The sequence below is a fragment of the Micrococcus sp. iso_239 genome (assembly GCF_056173395.1).
Genome location: NZ_CM149672.1, coordinates 2075007 through 2094694, shown reverse-complemented (window position 1 = coordinate 2094694; position 19688 = coordinate 2075007). Strand labels below are relative to the sequence as shown.

Below are 19688 nucleotides of genomic sequence, written 5' to 3'. Positions count from 1 at the left end.
GACATGTCGCACACGTCTGAACAGTCCTCGCCCCTGGCCGATCAGCTCCCGCCGGGCGGTCCCGACGAGCCGCACGCCGCCGGCGGCGTGCATGCCCGCCTCAACTGGCTCCGCGCGGGCGTGCTCGGCGCCAACGACGGCATCGTGTCCGTCGCGGCCACCGTCGTCGGTGTCGCCGGTGCGACGACGGCGCTCACCCCGATCCTGCTGGCCGGCGCCGCCGCCGTGGTCGGCGGCGCGTTCTCCATGGCGCTGGGCGAGTACGTGTCCGTCTCCTCGTCCTCCGACTCGCAGAAGTCGCTGATCGCCAAGGAGCGCCGTGAGCTCGAGGAGGATCCCGAGGGCGAGCTGGAGGAGCTCGTGCAGCTCTACGAGGCGGACGGCCTGAGCCGGGCCACGGCCGAGGCCGCCGCGCGGGAGCTCACCGAGAAGGACGCGCTCGCCGCGCATCTGCGCATGGAGCTGGGCATGGCGGAGGAGGACGTCGTCAGCCCGTGGGCCGCCGCCGGAGCGTCCTTCCTTGCGTTCCTCGTGGGCGCGCTGCTGCCCTTCCTGACGGTCGTCCTGGCGCCGGTGGGCCTCCGCGTCCCGTTCACGTTCGGCGTCACCCTCGTGGCCCTCGCCGTCACCGGCTGGGTCGGGGCCCGGCTCGGCGACGCGCCCGCGCTGCGGGCGGCCGTGCGCGTCGTCCTCGGCGGCGCCCTGGCACTCGGCCTGACCTTCGCGGTGGGCTCGCTGCTGGGGGCGTCGGTCGCCTGATCCGCGCCGGAAGGGGTGGGCCGGCCCAGCGCCCGTGGCCGCGCCGTGGCGCGCGCGGAGCGGTCCTGGAAGCCGAGGACCGTGCGCATACCACAGGCGCCCCCCGTCGAGTTGAAGCGACGCCCACGGTTCGCGTAAGGTGGGACGGCGCACGCCGCGTTGTTCTCGTCGTTCCATCGGTCAGGTGACCGGGCGGACGGCGGGTCGGAAAAGCAACGCGCTCCCGCAGACCGGATCCCGGGACGCCCTCAGGGCGGACCGGGGCTCACCGTCCACACCAGCGATCCCATAAGGAACTTCGGTTGGCTCTCACCCAGCCTGGTCCACCTTTTCGAGAAGTCGCAGTAAGAGTGCGGTGTCCACACCCGGGGCGGGGCTCACAACAGGTGTCCGCGGACAGGTCCGCGGCTCGCCGCCATGCGGGTTCCGCCCGTCCTTTTACTACTACTTGCCACGAGGAGTGATCATGGCAGCTCACTGCCAGGTAACCGGGGCTGGGCCGGGATTCGGCCACAGCATCTCCCACTCGCACCGTCGCACCAAGCGCCGGTTCGACCCGAACATCCAGAAGAAGACCTACTGGGTCCCCTCCCTGCGCCGCAACGTCATGCTGACGCTGTCCGCCAAGGGCATCAAGACCATCGACGTGCGCGGGATCGACGCCGTCGTGGCGGACCTGATCGCGAAGGGAGTGAAGCTCTGACATGGCCAAGGACAAGGACGTTCGTCCGATCATCAAGCTGAAGTCCACCGCCGGCACCGGGTTCACCTACGTGACCCGCAAGAACCGCCGGAACAACCCGGACCGCATCACCCTGAAGAAGTACGACCCGGTGGTCCGCAAGCACGTCGACTTCCGAGAGGAGCGCTGAGATGGCCAAGAAGTCCAAGATCGCCAAGAACGAGCAGCGCAAGGCCATCGTGGCCCGTTACGCCGAGAAGCGTCTCGAGCTGCGCAAGACCCTCGTGGACCCGAACGCGTCGGACGAGGCCCGCGAGGCCGCCCGCCTGGGCCTGCAGAAGCTGCCCCGCGACGCCTCCCCGGTCCGCGTGCGCAACCGCGACGCCATCGACGGTCGCCCCCGCGGCACCTTCCAGCGCTTCGGCATCTCCCGTGTGCGCTTCCGCGACATGGCGCACCGTGGCGAGCTGCCCGGCGTGACCAAGTCCTCCTGGTGACCTGAGGCCCGGTCTCCGGGCGCTCGGCACCACCGCGACGGCGGCGCCCCTCCTTGAGAGGGGCGCCGCCGTCGTCGTGCCCCGGGGATGAGGGCCACCCGGGTCACGGGAAATCGCGGATTCTCGCGGTTCAGGGGGCGATTCGCCCGCGGAGAGGTGGTACGTTCACAACTGGCAGCCCGGTCCGAACGGCCCGGGAACCGTAACCGACGTCCCATAGGGAGGACCCATGGCCATGAACCGCAAGGAACTCGTCGCCGCCGTCGCCGAGCGCTCCGGCAACACCCAGGCCGCCGTCAGCGATGTGCTGGACGCCCTCTTCGAGGTGTTCACCGCCCAGGTCAAGAAGGGCGAGAAGGTCTCGATCCCGGGCTGGCTGGCCGTGGAGCGCACCGAGCGCAAGGAGCGCACCGGCCGCAACCCGCGCACCGGCGAGGAGATCACCATCCCGGCCGGCCACTCCGTGAAGGTGACCGCCGGCTCCAAGCTCAAGGCCGCCGCCTCCGAGTGATCCCGGCCGCGGTGCGCGTCCCCGGACCCACGCCGCACGCCGCAGGACGGGCGTCCCACCCTCGGGTGGGGCGCCCGTCGTCGTCTCCGGCCGCGTAGGATGGGCGGACGATCGTCCGGCCGACGTGGGCCGGGGCCGTCAGGAGAGGAGTCGTGGCATGCGCAGCGCCGTCGCCGCCGCTCCGTGGGCCCCGTCCGGCCTCGAGGACCCCCGTCCGCGCGTCGTGCGTGGACCGGCCCGTCTGGCCCGGGGCTGGGCCGGGGCCCTGGCGATGACCGCCCTGGCCGCGCTGTTCCACACCGCCGCCGAGCCCGGTCACGGGTTCCCCGAGGTCGGCGTGGTCGCCTTCGCGGCCGTCCTCGCCGCCCCGCTCTGCACCGCCCTGGCGGGCCGCGCCCTCTCGCTGTGGCGCACCGCCGCGGCCGTCGCGATCGCCCAGGGGCTGTTCCACGTGCTCTACGGGCTCGCCGCCGGCGGGCACGCCGTGGCGCCGGCCGCCGGCGTCGACCCGGCCCACCTCGGCCACGCCCGTCCCGGCACCGGGGCCCTCCTGGCGTCGGGGGAGGCCCTGTCCGGCGCCCCCACCGGCCACCTGACCGACCTGCGCATGCTCGCGGCCCACGTGATCGCCGCGGTCCTCACCGTGCTGGTGCTGCGGCGCGGCGAGGCCCTCGTGCTCACCATCGCCGAACGCGTGGTGGCCGCCGTCTGCCCGCCGCCGGCCGCGCACGGCCCCCTGCCGACGCCGGCCCGCGTCCGGGTCCCCGTCCCGCCGGTGCTCCGGCCGGCGACGTCCCTCGTCCTCCTCAGCTCTCCGGGGCGGCGCGGCCCGCCGTTCGCCCTCGCGGCCTGAGGACGCCGGCTCCGTCCGCGTCTCGAGGCCCGACCGCGCCCGACGACCCTTCGGAACGGTCCGCCCGCGACTCCCGTCCGGGACCGCGGCAGACCCGTGAGGACACCACCATGCATCACCAGACCACCCCTGTCCGCCGCGCTGCTCGCGCCGCCGCCGGACTCGCCCTGCTGCCCGCCCTCGTCGTCGCCGGGGCTGCCCCCGCGGCCGCGCACGACGAGCTCATCCGCACCGCCCCCGCCGTCGACGAGACCGTCACGACGGCGCCGTCGGAGGTCTCGCTGACCTTCAGCGGCGAGCTGATCGACGGCGAGGGCATCCAGAACCTCCTGCAGGTCCGCGACGCCGACGGCAACCAGTGGCAGTCCGCCGCCGGCACCGTGGACGGCCCCACCTTCTCCGCGCCGCTGTGCGAGGGGCTGCCCAACGGCGACTACGAGGTCGCCTACCGCGTCGTCTACTCGGACGGGCACTCCGAGGAGCGCTCGTTCGACTTCGCGGTGGACGACCCGGCCGCACCGGCCGCCGGCACCGCGCCCCAGGGCTGCGGCTCCGCCGTCGCCGGGGCCTCGATCGCCGCCTCCCCGGAGGCCACGGCAAGTCAGGGCGACGCCGCCTCGGCCGCGGCGACCGCGCAGGCGGACGCCTCCCACGCCGCGCAGCCCGCGGACTCCGACGCGCTGCCCGCCTGGGTGTGGGTCGCCGGCATCGCCGGCCTGGCCGTGCTCGTGGTCGCCTTCCTCCTGATGGGCCGCCGCGCCCGCGCGCTCGGCCACCTCGACGACGGCCGCTGACCTCTGATCCCCGGCCGGCCCCCTGAGGGGACCGGCCCCGTCCTCGCGCGTCCGAACGCCCCGCGCGTCGTCGCGCGCCCGCCTGACAAGGAACCCCACAGACGTGACCACCACCTCCCCCCGCGCCCCTCGCCGCCTCGGCGCCGCCGCCGTGCTCGCCGTCGCCGCCCTCGGCCTGACGGCCTGCGCCGGAGACGACGCCGGCTCCGCCCCGAGCGCGTCGGACGCCTCGAGCGTCGCGCCGGCCACGGGCGCCTCGTCGGCCGCGTCCACCGCGGACGGCCAGGCCGCCGGCCTCACGATCACCGACCCCTGGACGAAGGCCACCGAGGAGGGCATGACCGGTTCCTTCGGCATGCTCGAGAACTCCTCGGACCAGGACCTGCACATCGTCGGCGTCCGCTCGGAGCTGGGCGAGACGGTCGAGCTCCACGAGATGGTCTCCGGCGAGGACGGCCAGATGGTGATGCAGCAGAGCCCCGACGGCTTCACCGTGCCCGCGGGCGGGAGCTTCGAGCTCGCCCCGGGCGGCAACCACGTGATGTTCATGGGCCTGACCGACCCGATCGAGCCGGGTGAGGACGTGACCTACGACCTCGAGCTGGAGGACGGCTCCACCCTCGAGGTCACCTCCGTGGTCCGGCCCTTCACCGGCGCCAACGAGTCGTACCACGGCGGCGAGTCCCACGAATCGGAGGACCATGCCGACCACTGACCCCGTCGTCCGGTCGGACGACCACCACGGGCCGGACGACCACCACGGGCCGGACGGGCGCGAGGGCGCCCGCCCGACCCCGGGGGGCCCCTCCCGCCGCGGCCTGCTCCTCGGGGCGGGCGCGGTGGGCGGCGGCCTGCTGGGCACGGCACTCGGCTACGGCGCCGGCCACGCGTCGGCCTCCACCGCCCCGGGCGCGTCCGCCGCGTCCGGGACGGGGGCCTCGCCCTCCGAGGTCATGGGCGACACCGGCATCGAGGGCGACGTCGGCCGGGCCGGCTGGGCCGAGCCCGGCGGCCAGGCCGCCCGGGTGGCCGTCAGCTCGCCCGTGGGCACGGACACCGTGCCGTTCCACGGGCCGCGCCAGGCCGGCGTCGACACCCCCGCCCAGGCCCACGCCGTCTTCCTCGCCTTCGACCTGCACGAGGACACGGACCGGGTGCGCATCGAGCGGATGCTGCGCCTGCTCACCGACGACGCGGCGCGCCTGACCCAGGGCCGCGCCACGATCGCCGACACCGAGCCGGAGCTCGCCGCCGCCCCCGCTCGGCTCACCGTGACGTTCGGCTTCGGCCCGGAGCTCGTCCGCCGCGTGGCCCCGGACCGGGCCCCGGCCTGGCTGCGCCCGCTGCCGGCGTTCGAGCAGATCGACCGCCTGGACCCCGCGTTCAGCGACGGCGACCTGCTGCTGCAGATCTGCGGCGACGACCGGATGTCCGTGGCCCACGCCCGGCGCATGCTCCTCAAGGCGGCCCGGCCGTTCGCCACCGAGCGCTGGGTGCAGGAGGGCTTCCGCTCCGCCCGCGGCGCCCACCCCACCGGCACCACGATGCGCAATCTCTTCGGGCAGGTGGACGGCACCGGCAATCCGGCGGCGGACACCCCGCACCTCGACCGCGTGGTGTGGGGCGTGGGTGCCGAGCAGGTGGGCGTCACCCCGTGGATCGCGGACGGCACGTCCGTGGTGATCCGGCGCATCGAGATGCTCATGGACACGTGGGACGAGCTCGACCGCCCGGCCAAGGAGAAGGTCATCGGCCGCCGCCTCGGCACCGGCGCCCCCCTCACGGGGGAGCAGGAGCACGACGAGCCGGACTTCGACGCCGTCGGCCCCACGGGCTTCCCGGTCATCTCGGACATCGCGCACCTGCGGCGGGCCCGCGGGGAGGAGCCCGAGTACGGGATGCTGCGTCGCGGCTACAACTACGACGACCCGCGCGGGGCGCTGGAGGCGGGCTCCGGCCTGATCTTCGCCGCCTACCAGGCGGACGTGGACCGACAGTTCGTCCCCGTCCAGGCCCGGCTCGCGGAGTCGGACCACCTGAACCTGTGGACCGTGCCCGTCGGCTCGGCGGTCTTCGCGATCCCGCCCGGCTGCGCCGAGGGCGGGTTCGTGGGCGACGCCCTGTTCGCCTGACCCAGGGGCCCGACGACGGCGGGGCCGCTCCCGTCGTCGCCGGGCGTCCGCATGCTTTGAGAGGATGGACCCCATGTCCGCCGCCACCGCCCCCGCCCGGGGCAGCCATCCCGCCGAGAACGACGACGCCGCCCGCCCCGGTCCGTCGGGGCCGGTCGGAGTGCCCCGGTGGATCTGGGTGCTCGTGGCCGCCGCGGGAGCGGCCGGCCTCGCCGCCGCCGGCTGGCTGACCGGCGTCACCGCCGCGCGCCAGCTCTCCGACCCGGGGTGGATCACCCGCTGGGGCGTGCCCGTGGGGGAGCTCGTCTCCAACGTGGCGATGTCCCTGACCATCGCCGCGCTGATCTTCGCGGCCGGGGTCCTGCCGCCCCACGCGGCGGGCACGGAACGGTGGCACCGCTCCGCCCGGCAGCGGCGCGAGGACGCGGACGCCGCACCGCTGCCCGAGCACCCCGCGTTCACCCGCGTGATGCGGATCGCCGCCGTCAGCGCCGGCGTGTGGACAGTGGCCGCGCTGGCCGTCGGCGTGCTGTCCTACTCGGATCTCGCCGGCATCCCCGTCACGGCGGGGCAGGGCTTCACGGACGGCCTGGCGGCCTACGTGGTCGGCATCTCGGTGGGCCAGGCGTGGTTCTGGGTCACCGTGATCGCCGCCGTCGTGACCACGTTGGCGATCGCCGTCCGCTCCCACAACGGCCTGTTCTGGACCGGCATCCTGGCGATGCTCGCCCTCGTGCCCCTGGCCCTGATCGGGCACGCGGCGGGCGGTGACGACCACACCGGCGCCGTGAACTCGATCGGCCTGCACCTGCTCGGCGTCGTCGTGTGGGTGGGCGGACTGCTCGTGCTCGTCGCGATCTCGGACACCCTCGTGGGGCCCAACGGGGCGCAGGGGCGGGGCCGCAGCCTGCGCCGGCAGGGCCCGGCGCCCCTGCTGCACACGGTCCTGACCCGCTACTCCGTGCTCGCCGGGCTGGGCCTGGTCACGGTGGCGCTGTCCGGCGTGGTCAACGCGTCGATCCGCATGGACGATCCGGCCCAGCTGCTGAGCCCCTACGGCATCCTCGTGTCGGCCAAGTTCCTGGCGGCCCTGGGCCTCGGCCTGATCGGCCTGCTGCACCGCCGGTGGGTGATCCCCCGCCTCGACGCCGGCCCGGACCGTCCCAGCCCCGCCCCCGCGCGTCGCCTGCTGTGGCAGCTCATCGCCGTGGAGGCCGTGATCATGGGCGCCGTCATGGGCGTCTCCTCCGTGCTCTCCCGGACGGCCCCGCCCGTGCCGGAGGAGCTCGCGCCGGACGCCTCCCCGGCCCGCATCCTCACCGGCTACGAGCTGCCGCCGGCCCTCGAGGGCGCCCGGTGGATCACGATGTGGCGGTTCGACTGGCTGTGGGTCGCGATCATCGCGTTCCTGACCCTCTGGTACCTGCGCTCCGTGTGGCAGCTGCGCCGCCGCGGCGACCGCTGGCCCGTGCTGCGCACCGTCGCGTGGCTCGCGGGCCTGGCCGTGCTGCTGTGGGCGACCTCCGGGTCCCCGGCCGTGTACGGCCGCGTCCTGTTCAGCGCGCACATGGTGGGCCACATGACGCTGACGATGCTCAGTCCCGTCTTCCTCGTCCTGGGCGCACCCATCACCCTGGCGCTGCGGGCCCTGCCGTCCCGCACGGATGGGACGCGCGGCCCCCGCGAGTGGATCCTGTGGATCGTGCACTCCCCGTGGGGGCGGTTCATCACGAACCCGATCGTGGCGGGGGTCAACTTCGCCGGCTCGATCCTGGTGTTCTACTACACGGACTTCTTCCGGTTCTCGCTGGAGACCCACGTGGGCCACGAGTTCATGAACGTCCACTTCCTGCTGACCGGGTTCCTGTTCGCCCTGGTCATGATCGGCTCGGATCCGCTGCCGCGCCGGCCCCCGTACGCCCTGCGGCTCGTGCTCCTGATGGCCACGATGGTCTTCCACGCCTTCATCGGCGTCGCCATGACCACCTCCACCGGTCTGCTGCAGGCGTCCTGGTTCGGCAACATGGGCCGCGACTGGGGCCCCACCGCCCTCGAGGATCAGCGCATCGGCGGCGCGGTGATGTGGGGCATCGGCGAGTTCCCCACCGTGATGATGGCGGTGATGGTGGCCGTGCTCTGGTATCGCAGCGACCGCAAGAACGCGGTCCGGCTGGACCGGCAGGCCGACCGCGACGGCGACGCGGAGCTGCGCCGCTGGAACGAGATGTATGCCCGCATGCACGGCACCCCGGCCACCGACGCCCCGAGCGGCGCCGAGCCCGCGGCCCGTGACTCCTCCACCGGCCCCGAGGAGGCCCGTGATGTCCGCTGACCGTGTCCGTCCCCTCCGCCGCCCGGCCGCGCCCCGGCGTGGTCGGCTGCGCCTCGTGGCCGCCGTCGCCGCCGGCCTGCTGGCCCTGACGGGCTGCGGGGCCGGGGACAACGATCCGGCCGCCGCGTCCGTGCCCGCGGACGGGGTCCACGACGACGCCGGCACCGCGGTGCACACGGAGTCGGCGGCCCCGGAGGGGCTCGGCCTGGGCGACCGTCAGGACGAGCGCATGGCGGAGGCCGCGGCCGAGCGTGCGGCCACGTTCGGCTTCGTCCGGCAGCGGGCCGCCACGGCGGAGGAGATCGACGCGGCCCGCGAGGACTCCCGGGACCGGCGTGCGGACGCGGACCGGACCACCGTGCAGCCGGCGCAGTGCAAGGCGCCGCTGACCGCCCTGGACTTCTCTCCGATCGCCCTCGACGGGGCCGAGGCCACGCGCGTGGACGTCGGCGCCGACACCTTCACGGGCACGGGCACCGTGGAGGTCGCCCGGCTCACGGGCCAGGGCCGCCAGGACGTCGAGCGGCACATCCAGACCGTCAACGCCCTGCGCGCCGACTGCCGCGAGATGACCATGACCGTGCAGGAGGGGGACGCGACCGTCGACTACCGCCTCGAGGTCTCCGACGCGCCGCTGTCCGACGGCACGCCGGCGCAGTCCGCCCTCGTGTGGGAGCGGACCGTGGCCTCGGAGTCCGAGCCCCAGCTCACGGCCCAGGTGCTCACCGCCGTCACCTCCGACGCCGTGGTGATGGTCTCCTTCGTGGGCCGGCCCGAGGCCGGGCGCAAGGAGTTCACCCTCATCGCGGAGGAGATGCTGGCCGCCGCCCTGGCCGCCGACTGAGCCGGACCCGCCCGGCGGCGTCGTCTTTCCCCCTGTGACGCCGCGGCGTCCGCTCACGGCTGACGCGTCCGGGACGTGCGCCATGATGGTGGGCATGACCGCACCGCAGACCCCGAACCCCGTCCCGTCCGCTGACGCCCCCGCCGCCGTGCCGCGCGCGGCCACCCGGGTGCGCGCGTCCGAGCTGGTGGGCCGCGGCTGGCTGAACACCGGCGGTGAGCAGGTGACCCTCGAGGACCTGCGCGGCAAGGTCGTCCTCCTCGACTTCTGGACGTTCTGCTGCATCAACTGCCTGCACGTCCTGGACGAGCTGCGCCCGCTCGAGGAGGAGTTCGCGGATGTGCTCGTCACGGTGGGCGTGCACTCGCCCAAGTTCGAGCACGAGGCGGACCCGGACGCGCTCGCGGCCGCCGTCGAGCGCTACGCCATCGAGCACCCCGTGCTGGACGACCCCGAGCTGACCACGTGGCAGGCGTACTCGGCGCGCGCCTGGCCCACCCTCGTGGTGGTGGACCCGGAGGGCTACATCGCCGCGCACCTGTCCGGCGAGGGGCACGTGGCCGGGCTCTACGGGCTCGTGCGCGAGCTCGTGGCCGAGCACGAGGCCAAGGGCACGCTGCACCGCGGCTCCGGCCCCTACGTCCCGCCCGCGCCCGTGGCCCGGGACCTGTCGTTCCCCGGCAAGGCCGTGTCCCTCGGCGGCCGCGGCTCCCGCCCGGGCTCGTTCCTCGTCTCGGACACCGGCCACCACCGCCTCCTGGAGGTCGCCGAGGACCTGACCACGGTGCTCCGCGCGTTCGGCGGCGGGGACCCCGCCACGGCGGACGCGGGCCAGGCCGAGCTCGCATTCCCCACGCCCGGGGAGAAGGGCCACGCGGACGGCGGGCCGGACGAGGCGCTGTTCAACGAGCCCCAGGGCCTGGCGCTGCTGCCCGAGGACGTCGCGGAGCGCGTCGGCTACGACGTGGTCGTGGCGGACTCCGTCAACCACCGGCTGCGGGGCCTGCGCCTGTCGGACGGGCACGTCAGCACCCTCGCCGGCAACGGCGTGCAGAAGCTCATCGACTCCGAGCGCGCCAAGGAGGCCGCCGCCGTCGACGACGAGGGGGACATCGCCGTCGACCTCGCGGACCTGCCCGGGGAGCCGACCGCGATCTCGCTGTCCTCCCCGTGGGACGTCGTGTGGCACCCCGCCCTGGGGCGTGTGGTGATCGCGATGGCCGGCACGCACCAGCTCTTCGACTTCGACCCCGTCACGGGCGCGCTCGCGGTGCACGCGGGCACGGCGCTCGAGGGCCTGCTGGACGGCGACGCCGGACGGGCCTGGTTCGCGCAGCCCTCGGGGCTGTCCGTGGGCGCGGACGGCGCGCTGTGGGTCGCGGACTCGGAGACCTCCGCGGTGCGCTGGGTGCGGACCGGGGAGGACGGGCGCCGCGAGGTCGGGACCGCCGTCGGGGCGGGCCTGTTCGACTTCGGCCACGTGGACGGGGAGGCGGACCGCGCGCGCCTGCAGCACCCGCTGGGCGTCACGGCCCTGCCGGACGGCTCCGTGCTGATCGCGGACACGTACAACGGCGCGATCCGCCGGTACGCCCCGGCCGGCGAGGACGCTGCGGGCCGGGCGGTCCCGGCCACGGTGACCACGGTGGCGCGGGGGCTGCTCGAGCCCTCGGACGTGCTCGTGGAGCACGACGCGGACGGGAACGACACCGCGATCGTGGTGGTCGAGTCCAACGCCCACCGGCTCACGCGGCTGGCGGTGCCGGAGGAGTTCCTCACCGTGGACGAGGGCGCGCGGCAGACGCAGCGTCCCCGCACCCCGGTGGTGGCCGGCGACCTGGACCTGACGATCGGCTTCGCCGCGCCCACGGGGCAGAAGCTGGACGACCGCTGGGGCGACCCCACGCAGCTGAAGATCTCCTCCTCCCCGGAGGAGCTGCTGCTCGAGGGCGCGGGCACGTCCACGGGGCTGCACCGGACGCTGCGGCTGAACCCCGAGGTCGAGGAGGGCGTCCTGCACATCACCGCCCGGGCCGCCGCATGCGACGGGGAGAAGGGGCAGCCGATCCCCGACCACGCCGCCTGCCACCTGTACCAGCAGGACTGGGGCATCCCGGTCACGGTGCACACCCCGGACCGGGCCCCGGAGGGCGCCGAGACCCGCCTGGACCTGGACCTGCGCGGGATACACTGAGCGCGTCGTCCGCCCCCGACCCCGAAGGCTGCGCCCCACCATGACCACGCTCATCGTCACCTCGTCCGCCCACGGATCCACGCGAGAGATCGCCGAGCGTGTCGCGGAGGTGCTGCGCACGTCGCAGGCCGTCCCGACCGTGGTGGAGGACGTCGAGGGCGCCGCCGCCTGGCTGGCCACGGCGGACGCGGTGATCGTCGCGGCTCCGGTCTACACGGGCTCGTTCGCCGCCGACGCCCGGGCGTTCCTTGACACCCGTCGGGCCGAGTTGACGGACCTGCCGCTCGTGATCCTGGCCTCGGGCGGCGCGCCCGAGCTGGCCCGGCCGGTGCGGGAGAAGCTCGAGTCCTACGGTCCGCGCGAGGTGGCGTACTTCCGCGGGGCGCTCTTCGAGGAGCGCCTGGGCCGGCTGGAGAAGCTCAAGCTCAAGCTCTCCCGCAACGAGCACTACGGCGACTTCCGCGACTGGGACGCCATCGAGGCCTGGGCCAAGACCCTCCCCGGCGCCGGCGTGCGCTGACCTCACCCGCCGCTGTCGTCGACGAGACGGTGGAGGCGGAGGAGCCTCCACAGCCGCTTTCGTTGACGAAACGGCGCCGGAGGCTCTCGTGTCCGCAGCGGAGGCGAGCGGTTAGCCTGGCCGCATGTCCCCTTCCGCCCGTCGCCCCGCCGCGTCCTCCCGCCCCGCCCGGCCCCGCCCGACGACGGCGCCCTTCGCCCTGCCCGACCGGCCCGGCTGGGTGCGGCTCGCCGCGGGTGCGGTGGTCCCGGGCGTCATCGCCGCCGCCGCGGCGCTCGCGGCCCTGCAGGTGTTCGTCCTCAACCCGTTGGCCGCCGCGCCCGGCGACCGCGGCCTCGGGAGGATCTACGCGGACCTGAGCGCGGCGGGCCAGCTCGGCGTCCCCTTCGTCCTCTCGGCCGTGATCCTGGCGGCCGGGCTCGGCGTGGCCGCCGTCCTGTGGTTCCTCACGTGGCGTCGCGAGGAGGTCGACCCGCTGGCGGTCCTCGCCCTGGGCCTCGCCTCGCTCGTCGCCGCGTCCCCGGCCTACTTCATGGCCTCGTTCGGGCCGGGCATGGCGCTCGCGGACACCTACGGCATCGGCGGGGCCGACCACAGCCCGTGGGCCTGGCCGATCTACGTGGTCAGCATGCTGGCGTTGACGGGGCTGGTCGCCGTCGTCGTGCTCCTGCTGCGCGGTCCGGCGGGCGGACTCGGCGCCCCGCGGCGCCGGGCCTAGGCTGGCGGGACCGACCTGACCACGACCCCACCAGGAGGACGCACATGACCATCCGCGCCGGCATCGTCGGATACGGGAACCTCGGCCGCAGTGTGGAGAAGCTCGTGAAGCTCCAGCCGGACATGGAGCTGGTGGGCATCTTCTCGCGCCGCACCGGCCTGGACACGGACACGCCCGTGCTCCCGGCGGAGCGAGCCGCCGAGCACGCCGGGGAGATCGACGTGCTGTTCCTCTGCCTCGGCAGCGCCACGGACATCCCTGAGCAGGCGGCCGGCTACGCGCGGCACTTCACCACCGTGGACACCTACGACAACCACCAGCTCATCCCGGGGCACCGCGCCGAGATGGACGCCGCGGCCCGGGAGGGCGGGCACGTGGCGATGATCTCCACCGGCTGGGACCCGGGCCTGTTCTCGGTGAACCGGGTGCTGGGCGCCGCGCTGTTCCCGCAGCCGCAGCAGAACACGTTCTGGGGCAAGGGTCTCTCGCAGGGCCATTCCGACGCCGTCCGGCGGGTCCCCGGCGTGCGGCGCGGCGTGCAGTACACGATCCCCAGCGAGGAGGCGATCGCCGAGGCCCGCGCCGGACGGGGCGCCGAGATCACCGGCGCCTCCGCGCACGTGCGTGAGTGCTACGTGGTGGCCGACGAGGCCGACCACGCGGCCATCACCGAGGCCATCACCACGATGCCCGACTACTTCGCCCCGTACGAGACCACCGTGCACTTCATCTCCGAGGAGGAGTTCGAGCGCGACCACCAGGGCATGCCGCACGGCGGCCACGTCGTCACCTCGGGCGACCTCGGCGGCTCGCGCAGCGCTGTCGAGTTCGTGCTGGAGCTGGAGTCCAACCCGGACTTCACCGCCGCCGCGCAGGTCGCCTACGGCCGCGCCGCCGCGCGTCTGAAGGCCCAGGGGGAGACGGGGGCGCGCACCGTGCTCGAGGTCGCCCCGTACCTGCTCTCGCCCACGGGGCTGGACGAGCTGATCCGCCGGGACGTCTGAGCCGCGGCGAGGCGTCCGGCGCGGGGCACCGGGCCGGGCGCCGCCGTCGTCGGCCTCAGGCCAGCAGCAGTGCGACGGCGATCATCGCCGGGATCGCGACGATCGTGGTGACCAGGATCGTGTCCTTCGAGACGCGCAGCCCCGCGTCGTAGCGCACGGCGGTGACGAACACGTTCTGTGCGGTCGGCAGGGAGGCCAGGACGACGGCGACGAACACGTGCCGCGCATCCAGGCCGAACACGAACTGCGCGAGCAGCCAGGCCAGCAGCGGATGCACCACCAGCTTCACCGCCGAGGCGAGCAGCACGTCCGCGCGTCGCCCGCCGGCCCGCTCGAGCGGCCGCGAGCCGACCAGCGACATGCCGAACGCCAGGAGCATCGCCGGGATGGACAGCCCGCCGATGAGCTCCACGGACTCCATGAGGGGGCCCGGCAACGACCAGCCGGTGAGGGAGAAGACCAGGCCGGCCACCGAGCCCAGGATCAGGGGGTTGGTGACCGTGTGGCGGACCTGGTCGGCCACGGCGCGCCCGGGGGAGCGGCGCACCGCCCGGCGCCGGCCCGCCGTCGTGCGTCGTCGGACCTCGCGCGCGGTGGCGGCGTCCATCGCGGCCACGTAGAGCGGCGTGTAGATCGCCAGCTGGAAGATGAGCGCCGGGGCGGCCAGGGCGGCGTCGCCGAGGACGTAGGCCGCGATGGGGATGCCGAGGTTCGCCGAGTTCACGAGCGAGGCGCTGAGCGCGGACATGATCCGCTCCGAGGCCGACCTGCCCTTCAGCAGCGGGACCGTCACCGCGAGGTACAGTGCGGCCGCGGTGAACGCGGACAGCGTGGCCACCCACAGCTGGGGGCCCAGCACGGCGCCCACGTCCGCGCGGGAGAGCGTGACGAACAGCAGCGCCGGGTTGCCGATGAAGAACGCCGCGCGGGAGAGCACGGTGCGGCCGTGCTCGCCGAGCACCCCCGTGCGCCCCACCAGGACGCCCACGAGGATGATCACCCACACGACCGCGAAGCCGGAGAGCACCTGGGTCACGGACGGGCCTCCACGGGTCGGGGTGGGGCGGTCCGCGGAGGGGTCAGGGGCATGGCGCGATCCTACGCCGCGGGCGTGGGCTAGCCTGGATCACGACGGCGGCGCCCACCGCCGAGCGCGCCACGCGGCCCGGTCCCGCGCGGCAGGGCCCTGCAGCCCGGCGCGAAGGGGAGCGGATCCTCGGGCCCACCCGCACGCGACGGACGTCGTCCCCGACCCGCGGCGCGGCATGGCCGGGAGCGCGCCGGCGAGGATGCACCATGACCCGTCAGTCCGACCTCAAGACCCTGATCCGCGCCCGCATGGCCGTCACCGGTGAGCGGTACACCGCCGCGGCGGCGGCCCTCGCCGACGAGTGGCAGTCCGCCGAGCGCTACCACGCGACCGTGCTCGCCCGCTTCTTCGACGGGGACCGGCTGCGCTCCATCCCTGCGCGTCGCAAGCCGCGGGTGGCCGTCCTTCTCGAGTTGCTGCGTCGCTTCAGAGCGGGCCGCGCCTACGCGGAGGCCGAGGTCAACGACCTGCTGCGCCCCGCCCACGAGGACGTGGCCACGCTGCGTCGCGAACTCGTGGACTACGGGTTCCTCGCCCGCGCCGACGGCGTCTACCGACTGGCGGACGCCGGGCCCGACCTCGACCCGCGCTTCGCCGCGGACCTGCCGGTCGACCTGGAACGCCGGCTGCGCGAGATCCGCGCGGGCCGTTGAGGGGAGCGGGACCCCGCACGTCGACCTGGAACGCCAGCGGTCGCCATGACGCCGGAATGTGGCCGCATTCCGACGTCTCGCGTTCCCGGTGCGGCCGTGGCGGGGCGACGTGGGCCGACACGGCCCCGGGTCCCTCGCGTGAGGGGCCCGGGGCCGTCGTCGTGGTGTGGAGCGGGCGACGGGAATCGAACCCGCGTATCTTGCTTGGGAAGCAAGCGCTCTACCATTGAGCTACGCCCGCGCAACCGCTCGGCTTCCGCCTGCGGCGCGGGCACCACCATACACCAGCCCGGCCGGTGCACCGGCCCCGCGTCGTCCTCGCGCCCCACGGCCCCGTACGTCAGTGCACCGGGTCCGCCACGGCGACCTCGCGCGCCTGCACCCGCCGCGTCGCCGCCCGGGCGCGCGAACGACCGAACGCGTCCGCGTACCGCGTGAGCACCGGCCCGGCGATCACGATGGAGAACTCCCCGCGGATGGTCAGGGCCGCACCCGCGCGCCAGCGGCCGGCCACGCCGTTTCCCGAACGAAAGCGCACCAGGGGCCGCCGTTTCCCGAACGAAAGTGCGCCGGGGGCCGCTGGTAGAGTCCGAACCGCGCCCGGCCGCGGCCGGACGCGTCCGGCAGCCCCTGTCCCGGAAGGACGTCCCATGCGCGACACCACGGCCGACGCGGCCCAGGTCCCCGCCCGCCCCGACGACGCGGCGGTGTACCGCTACCTCGCGTTCGGGGAGGCGGACCGCCCCTTCCTCGTCGGCGGTCCCCGGCCCGCGCCGCTGGCCCCCGCTGCGACGCCGTCCCCGGTCGCCGACCTCGAGTCGGTCCGCGCCGCGATCCGCGCCCACGGCGGCCCCTTGGCCTCGACCGCGCACGTGTGCGGCCGCCCCGTCCCGACGCCTCCGGCCGCCGACGCGTCCCGCGGCCTGCGCGGTGCCGCGCGCACCCTGACCGCGACCCGCCGCGACGTCGCCGCCCGCCTGGCCGACTCCCGCGAGCGCGCCGACGTGCCCGTCGAGGCGCTGCTGAACTCGGCCTTCGTCGACGCCCACGCGGACGAGCGCCCCGCCGATCGCGGCGTGCCGCGCGGGCGGCTCGCCGGCCTGGTGGACGCCGTCCTCCCGCCGGCCCGCCACGCGGACGACGACGCCGCGGCCGGCCTGCTGCTCGCCCTGCGCGAGCCGGTCCGCGAGGTGTTCGCCTCCGACTCGTTCGCCGCCCGCCCGTACGCCGACGCGCCCACCGTCCGCGCGCTCTTCGAGGACTTCCTCGCCCACCCGCGCCGGCACGACCCCGAGCGCTTCTGGCGCCTGCTCAACCTCGAGCTCTGGCTGCGCGACGCGGTGGACGCGGACGCCGCCCCGGCCGGCCCCGCCACCGCGGTCGACGAGGCCCCCACCGCCCCGGCACCGGCCAAACCGGACCACGAGCCGAACCCGGGCAAGGAGCTCGACCTGGTCTCCGCCGAGGACGGCCGCCGCTACCGCCGCTTCCCTGTGCAGACCGGCCTGGTGGACCGGGACACGGACCTGCAGGCCTACCTGCGCGGCGAGATTGAGGACTTCTTCCGCGACCTGCCCGCGGACGCGATGCCGCAGGACGCCCCGTGGCACTTCTCCGTGTCCGAGAAGATCGTGGCCATCACCCAGGGCCGCTCCTACTACACCTGGGAGGTCCGCCCCTCCGTGGCCGCCCGCGCCCTCTCCCGCCTGGTCACCCGCACGCCCGCGGGCATCGGCCTGGGCGACCCCACCACCATGCAGCTGGCCATCCAGGAGGCCGGCCTGCCGCGCATCGTGCTCTCCGCGGCCGCCGGCGCCGCCGGCAAGGTCGCCGGCAAGCGCGGTGTGTTCTACAACGTGGTGGGCGGCAACGTCCGCGCGATCGACGGACCCACCACCTACTCCACGTTCCCGGCCAACGTCTCCGCCAAGCTGCCCCCGGCCGAGCCGGACCGGGTGGCCGCCGAGGTCTCGGCGATGATCCGGGCGGCGGACATCCCGGCCTGGGCGAAGGCCTCCTTCGCCGGCACCGTCGTGATGGACGCCAACGACATCGGCCGCAACGCCCTCGGCAAGGACACGGCCGCGTCGGCCGCCGCCCTCGAGGCCGCCTTCGCGGACAACCCGCTGGGCCAGGGCCGCGAGCGCACCCCGCTGGCCGTCGTCGTGCGAATGGACTGAGCCGTGCTGCTCTCCGACCGCGACATCCGCGCCGAGCTCGACTCCGGCCGCGTGGGCCTGGACCCCCTCGACCCGGCGATGGTCCAGCCCGCGTCCGTGGACGTGCGCCTGGACCGGTTCTTCCGGCTCTTCGACAACCACCGGTACGCGCACATCGACCCGCGTCAGGAGCAGGACGAGCTGACCCGGCTGGTGGAGGTGGACCCGGACGAGGCGTTCATCCTGCATCCGGGGGAGTTCGTGCTCGGCTCCACCTATGAGCAGGTCACGCTGCCGGACGACCTCGCCGCCCGCCTCGAGGGCAAGTCCTCGCTGGGGCGGCTGGGCCTGCTGACGCACTCGACCGCCGGGTTCATCGACCCCGGGTTCTCCGGGCACGTCACGCTCGAGCTGTCCAACGTGGCCACGCTGCCCATCACGCTGTGGCCGGGGATGAAGATCGGCCAGCTGTGCTTCTTCCGGCTCTCCTCGGCGGCCCAGTCGCCGTACGGCACCGGGGCCAACCAGAACCGGTACCAGGGTCAGCGCGGGCCCACGGCCTCCCGGGCGCACCGCGACTTCCACCTCACCCGCATCGAGCGATGACCGGCGCCGCGCTCCCGCCGGTCGCCTCCGCCGCCCCGCGTCGCCAGGTGGCCGCGTGGGCGCTGTGGGACTGGGGCTCGGCCGCGTTCAACGCGGTCATGGTCACCTTCGTGTTCGGCACCTACCTGGCCTCGGACGCGTTCGGGCCGGACGAGCGGGGCACGGCGTGGCTGTCCACGGCCCTGGCGATCGCCGGCGTCGTGATCGCCCTGACCGCGCCCGTGATGGGCCGGCGCGCGGACGGCGCGGGCCGGCGCCGCCTCTGGCTGGGGGTGATGACGGCGGCGGTGATCGCGTGCACCGCGGCCTGCTTCTGGGTCACCCCGGAGGAGTCCTCGCTGCTGCTGGGCGTCACCCTGATCGCCCTGGGCACGGTGTTCTTCGAGTTCGCGGAGGTGCAGGTCAACGCGATCCTCGTGCACATCTCGACGCCGGCCACGATCGGCCGGATCTCGGGCATCGGCTGGGGCGCGGGCTATCTCGGTGGCATCCTGCTGCTGCTGATCGTGTTCGTGGGCTTCGTCTCGGGGGACGCGCACTGGTTCGGCGTCACGGAGGACGCGGCGCTGAACATCCGGGTGGTCGCGCTCGTGGCCGCGGCGTGGTTCCTGGTGTTCGCGATCCCGGTGCTGGTGGCCGTGCCGGACCCGGCGCCCGCGCCGTCCCCCGGCGGCGGCCCGCGGCGGGAGTCCCTGGCGGCCTCGTACCGTGCGCTGGGGTCCACGCTGGCGCGGATGTGGCGCGAGGACCGGAACACGCTGTGGTTCCTCGTGGCCTCGGCGGTGTTCCGCGACGGCGTGGGCGCGGTGTTCGTCTACGGCGCCATCCTGGGCACCACGGTCTACGGGCTGGCGGCCTCGGACGTGGTCCTGTTCGCGATCGCGGCCAACGTGGTGGCCGCCCTGGGCGCCTTCGTGGGCGGGCAGCTCGACGACGCAGTCGGCCCGCGCCGGGTGATCCTCGGTTCGCTGGCCGCCATGGTCCTCGTGGCCGGGGCGCTGTTCTTCGCCTCGGGCACCCTCGCGTTCTGGGTCGGCGGGCTGGCGCTGTGCCTGTTCGTGGGCCCGGTGCAGTCGGCCTCGCGCGCGTTCCTGGGCCGGCTCACCACGCCGCGGACGGCGGGCGAGGTGTTCGGGCTGTATGCCACCACGGGCCGCGCGGTCGGGTTCATCACGCCCGCGCTCGTGACGCTCGCGCTCGCCCTGCACCCGGACAACCGGGTGGTCATCCCCGTGATCGCCGTCGTGCTCGTGGCCGGTGGGCTGCTGTTCGCCCGGGTCACGGAACCGATCACGCGGAGCGCGGAATCGGTCCGCTGACCCCGGACCGAGGGCGTCCCT

19 protein-coding genes, 1 tRNA gene and 2 pseudogenes are annotated in these 19688 nt (G+C 74.7%); 19 read left to right on the top strand and 3 right to left on the bottom strand.

All coding sequences use genetic code 11. From position 1 onward, the window contains the following. Positions 1-3: 3 nt before the first annotated feature. The 15 genes from AC0VX2_RS09765 to AC0VX2_RS09695 all read left to right on the top strand — a co-directional run bounded on the left by AC0VX2_RS09765 (position 4) and on the right by AC0VX2_RS09695 (position 13840). Positions 4-759 (top strand): VIT1/CCC1 transporter family protein, encoded by a 756-nt coding sequence (locus AC0VX2_RS09765; RefSeq protein ID WP_044658834.1) that lies wholly within the window; start codon positions 4-6, stop codon positions 757-759. Between the two features lie 466 nt (positions 760-1225). Further along, positions 1226-1462, top strand: coding sequence for a 50S ribosomal protein L28 (rpmB, locus tag AC0VX2_RS09760; RefSeq protein WP_044658835.1), 237 nt, complete (start codon positions 1226-1228; stop codon positions 1460-1462). A gap of 1 nt (position 1463) precedes the next feature. Beyond that, on the top strand, positions 1464-1631 hold the full coding sequence (gene rpmG, locus AC0VX2_RS09755) for a 50S ribosomal protein L33 (protein WP_002858336.1): 168 nt from the start codon (positions 1464-1466) through the stop codon (positions 1629-1631). A gap of 1 nt (position 1632) precedes the next feature. Next, on the top strand, positions 1633-1938 hold the full coding sequence (gene rpsN, locus AC0VX2_RS09750) for a 30S ribosomal protein S14 (protein ID WP_002858338.1): 306 nt from the start codon (positions 1633-1635) through the stop codon (positions 1936-1938). A 229-nt stretch (positions 1939-2167) separates the two neighbouring features. Next, complete coding sequence (locus AC0VX2_RS09745) at positions 2168-2449, top strand: HU family DNA-binding protein (RefSeq protein WP_002858339.1); 282 nt, start codon at positions 2168-2170, stop codon at positions 2447-2449. A gap of 157 nt (positions 2450-2606) precedes the next feature. Further along, complete coding sequence (locus AC0VX2_RS09740) at positions 2607-3302, top strand: hypothetical protein (RefSeq protein ID WP_102708538.1); 696 nt, start codon at positions 2607-2609, stop codon at positions 3300-3302. Positions 3303-3412: 110 nt separating this feature from the next. Further along, positions 3413-4096: a copper resistance CopC family protein gene (locus tag AC0VX2_RS09735; protein ID WP_102708539.1), complete on the top strand. Its 684-nt coding sequence runs from the start codon at positions 3413-3415 to the stop codon at positions 4094-4096. Between the two features lie 103 nt (positions 4097-4199). Beyond that, the gene (locus AC0VX2_RS09730) at positions 4200-4811 is read left to right on the top strand and encodes a copper chaperone PCu(A)C (protein ID WP_095694943.1); all 612 of its coding nucleotides are present in this window, start codon (positions 4200-4202) and stop codon (positions 4809-4811) included. Beyond that, positions 4798-6228, top strand: coding sequence for a Dyp-type peroxidase (locus AC0VX2_RS09725; protein ID WP_102708540.1), 1431 nt, complete (start codon positions 4798-4800; stop codon positions 6226-6228). Before AC0VX2_RS09730 ends, AC0VX2_RS09725 begins: the two co-directional genes overlap by 14 nt. A 73-nt stretch (positions 6229-6301) precedes the next feature. Next, positions 6302-8560, top strand: a complete 2259-nt coding sequence (locus tag AC0VX2_RS09720) for a bifunctional copper resistance protein CopD/cytochrome c oxidase assembly protein (protein ID WP_061873116.1) — start codon at positions 6302-6304, stop codon at positions 8558-8560. Beyond that, complete coding sequence (locus AC0VX2_RS09715) at positions 8550-9404, top strand: hypothetical protein (RefSeq protein ID WP_228070732.1); 855 nt, start codon at positions 8550-8552, stop codon at positions 9402-9404. The genes AC0VX2_RS09720 and AC0VX2_RS09715 overlap by 11 nt, the downstream gene beginning before the upstream one ends. 94 nt (positions 9405-9498) lie before the next feature. After that, on the top strand, positions 9499-11598 hold the full coding sequence (locus AC0VX2_RS09710; RefSeq protein WP_078025517.1) for an NHL domain-containing thioredoxin family protein: 2100 nt from the start codon (positions 9499-9501) through the stop codon (positions 11596-11598). Positions 11599-11638: 40 nt separating this feature from the next. Then, positions 11639-12118: a flavodoxin domain-containing protein gene (locus tag AC0VX2_RS09705; protein WP_078025518.1), complete on the top strand. Its 480-nt coding sequence runs from the start codon at positions 11639-11641 to the stop codon at positions 12116-12118. A 124-nt stretch (positions 12119-12242) separates the two neighbouring features. Further along, positions 12243-12836, top strand: a complete 594-nt coding sequence (locus AC0VX2_RS09700) for a hypothetical protein (protein ID WP_078025519.1) — start codon at positions 12243-12245, stop codon at positions 12834-12836. A 44-nt stretch (positions 12837-12880) separates the two neighbouring features. Next, positions 12881-13840: a diaminopimelate dehydrogenase gene (locus AC0VX2_RS09695; protein WP_098094361.1), complete on the top strand. Its 960-nt coding sequence runs from the start codon at positions 12881-12883 to the stop codon at positions 13838-13840. 55 nt (positions 13841-13895) lie between these two features. Here AC0VX2_RS09695 and AC0VX2_RS09690 read toward each other — a convergent pair whose 3' ends face one another. After that, positions 13896-14876 (bottom strand): AEC family transporter, encoded by a 981-nt coding sequence (locus AC0VX2_RS09690; protein ID WP_036317140.1) that lies wholly within the window; start codon positions 14874-14876, stop codon positions 13896-13898. A gap of 260 nt (positions 14877-15136) precedes the next feature. On the opposite strand from AC0VX2_RS09690, the gene AC0VX2_RS09685 reads away from it, so the two are divergent. Then, on the top strand, positions 15137-15583 hold the full coding sequence (locus AC0VX2_RS09685) for a DUF2087 domain-containing protein (RefSeq protein WP_036317141.1): 447 nt from the start codon (positions 15137-15139) through the stop codon (positions 15581-15583). A 167-nt stretch (positions 15584-15750) separates the two neighbouring features. On the opposite strand, the gene AC0VX2_RS09680 is transcribed toward AC0VX2_RS09685, so the two are convergent. Then, positions 15751-15824, bottom strand: a tRNA-Gly gene (locus AC0VX2_RS09680). Between the two features lie 99 nt (positions 15825-15923). After that, positions 15924-16112: pseudogene (locus tag AC0VX2_RS09675) on the bottom strand (cation:proton antiporter); the annotation flags it as partial. A gap of 121 nt (positions 16113-16233) precedes the next feature. Between AC0VX2_RS09675 and AC0VX2_RS09670 the strand changes: the two are divergent. The 3 genes and pseudogenes from AC0VX2_RS09670 to AC0VX2_RS09660 all read left to right on the top strand — a co-directional run. Further along, on the top strand, positions 16234-17763 hold the full coding sequence (locus tag AC0VX2_RS09670) for a hypothetical protein (protein ID WP_206496707.1): 1530 nt from the start codon (positions 16234-16236) through the stop codon (positions 17761-17763). Between the two features lie 3 nt (positions 17764-17766). Continuing rightward, on the top strand, positions 17767-18348 hold the full coding sequence (gene dcd, locus AC0VX2_RS09665; protein ID WP_036317147.1) for a dCTP deaminase: 582 nt from the start codon (positions 17767-17769) through the stop codon (positions 18346-18348). Beyond that, positions 18267-19667: pseudogene (locus tag AC0VX2_RS09660) on the top strand (MFS transporter); the annotation flags it as partial. The gene dcd and the pseudogene AC0VX2_RS09660, both read left to right, overlap by 82 nt. Positions 19668-19688: the final 21 nt, after the last annotated feature.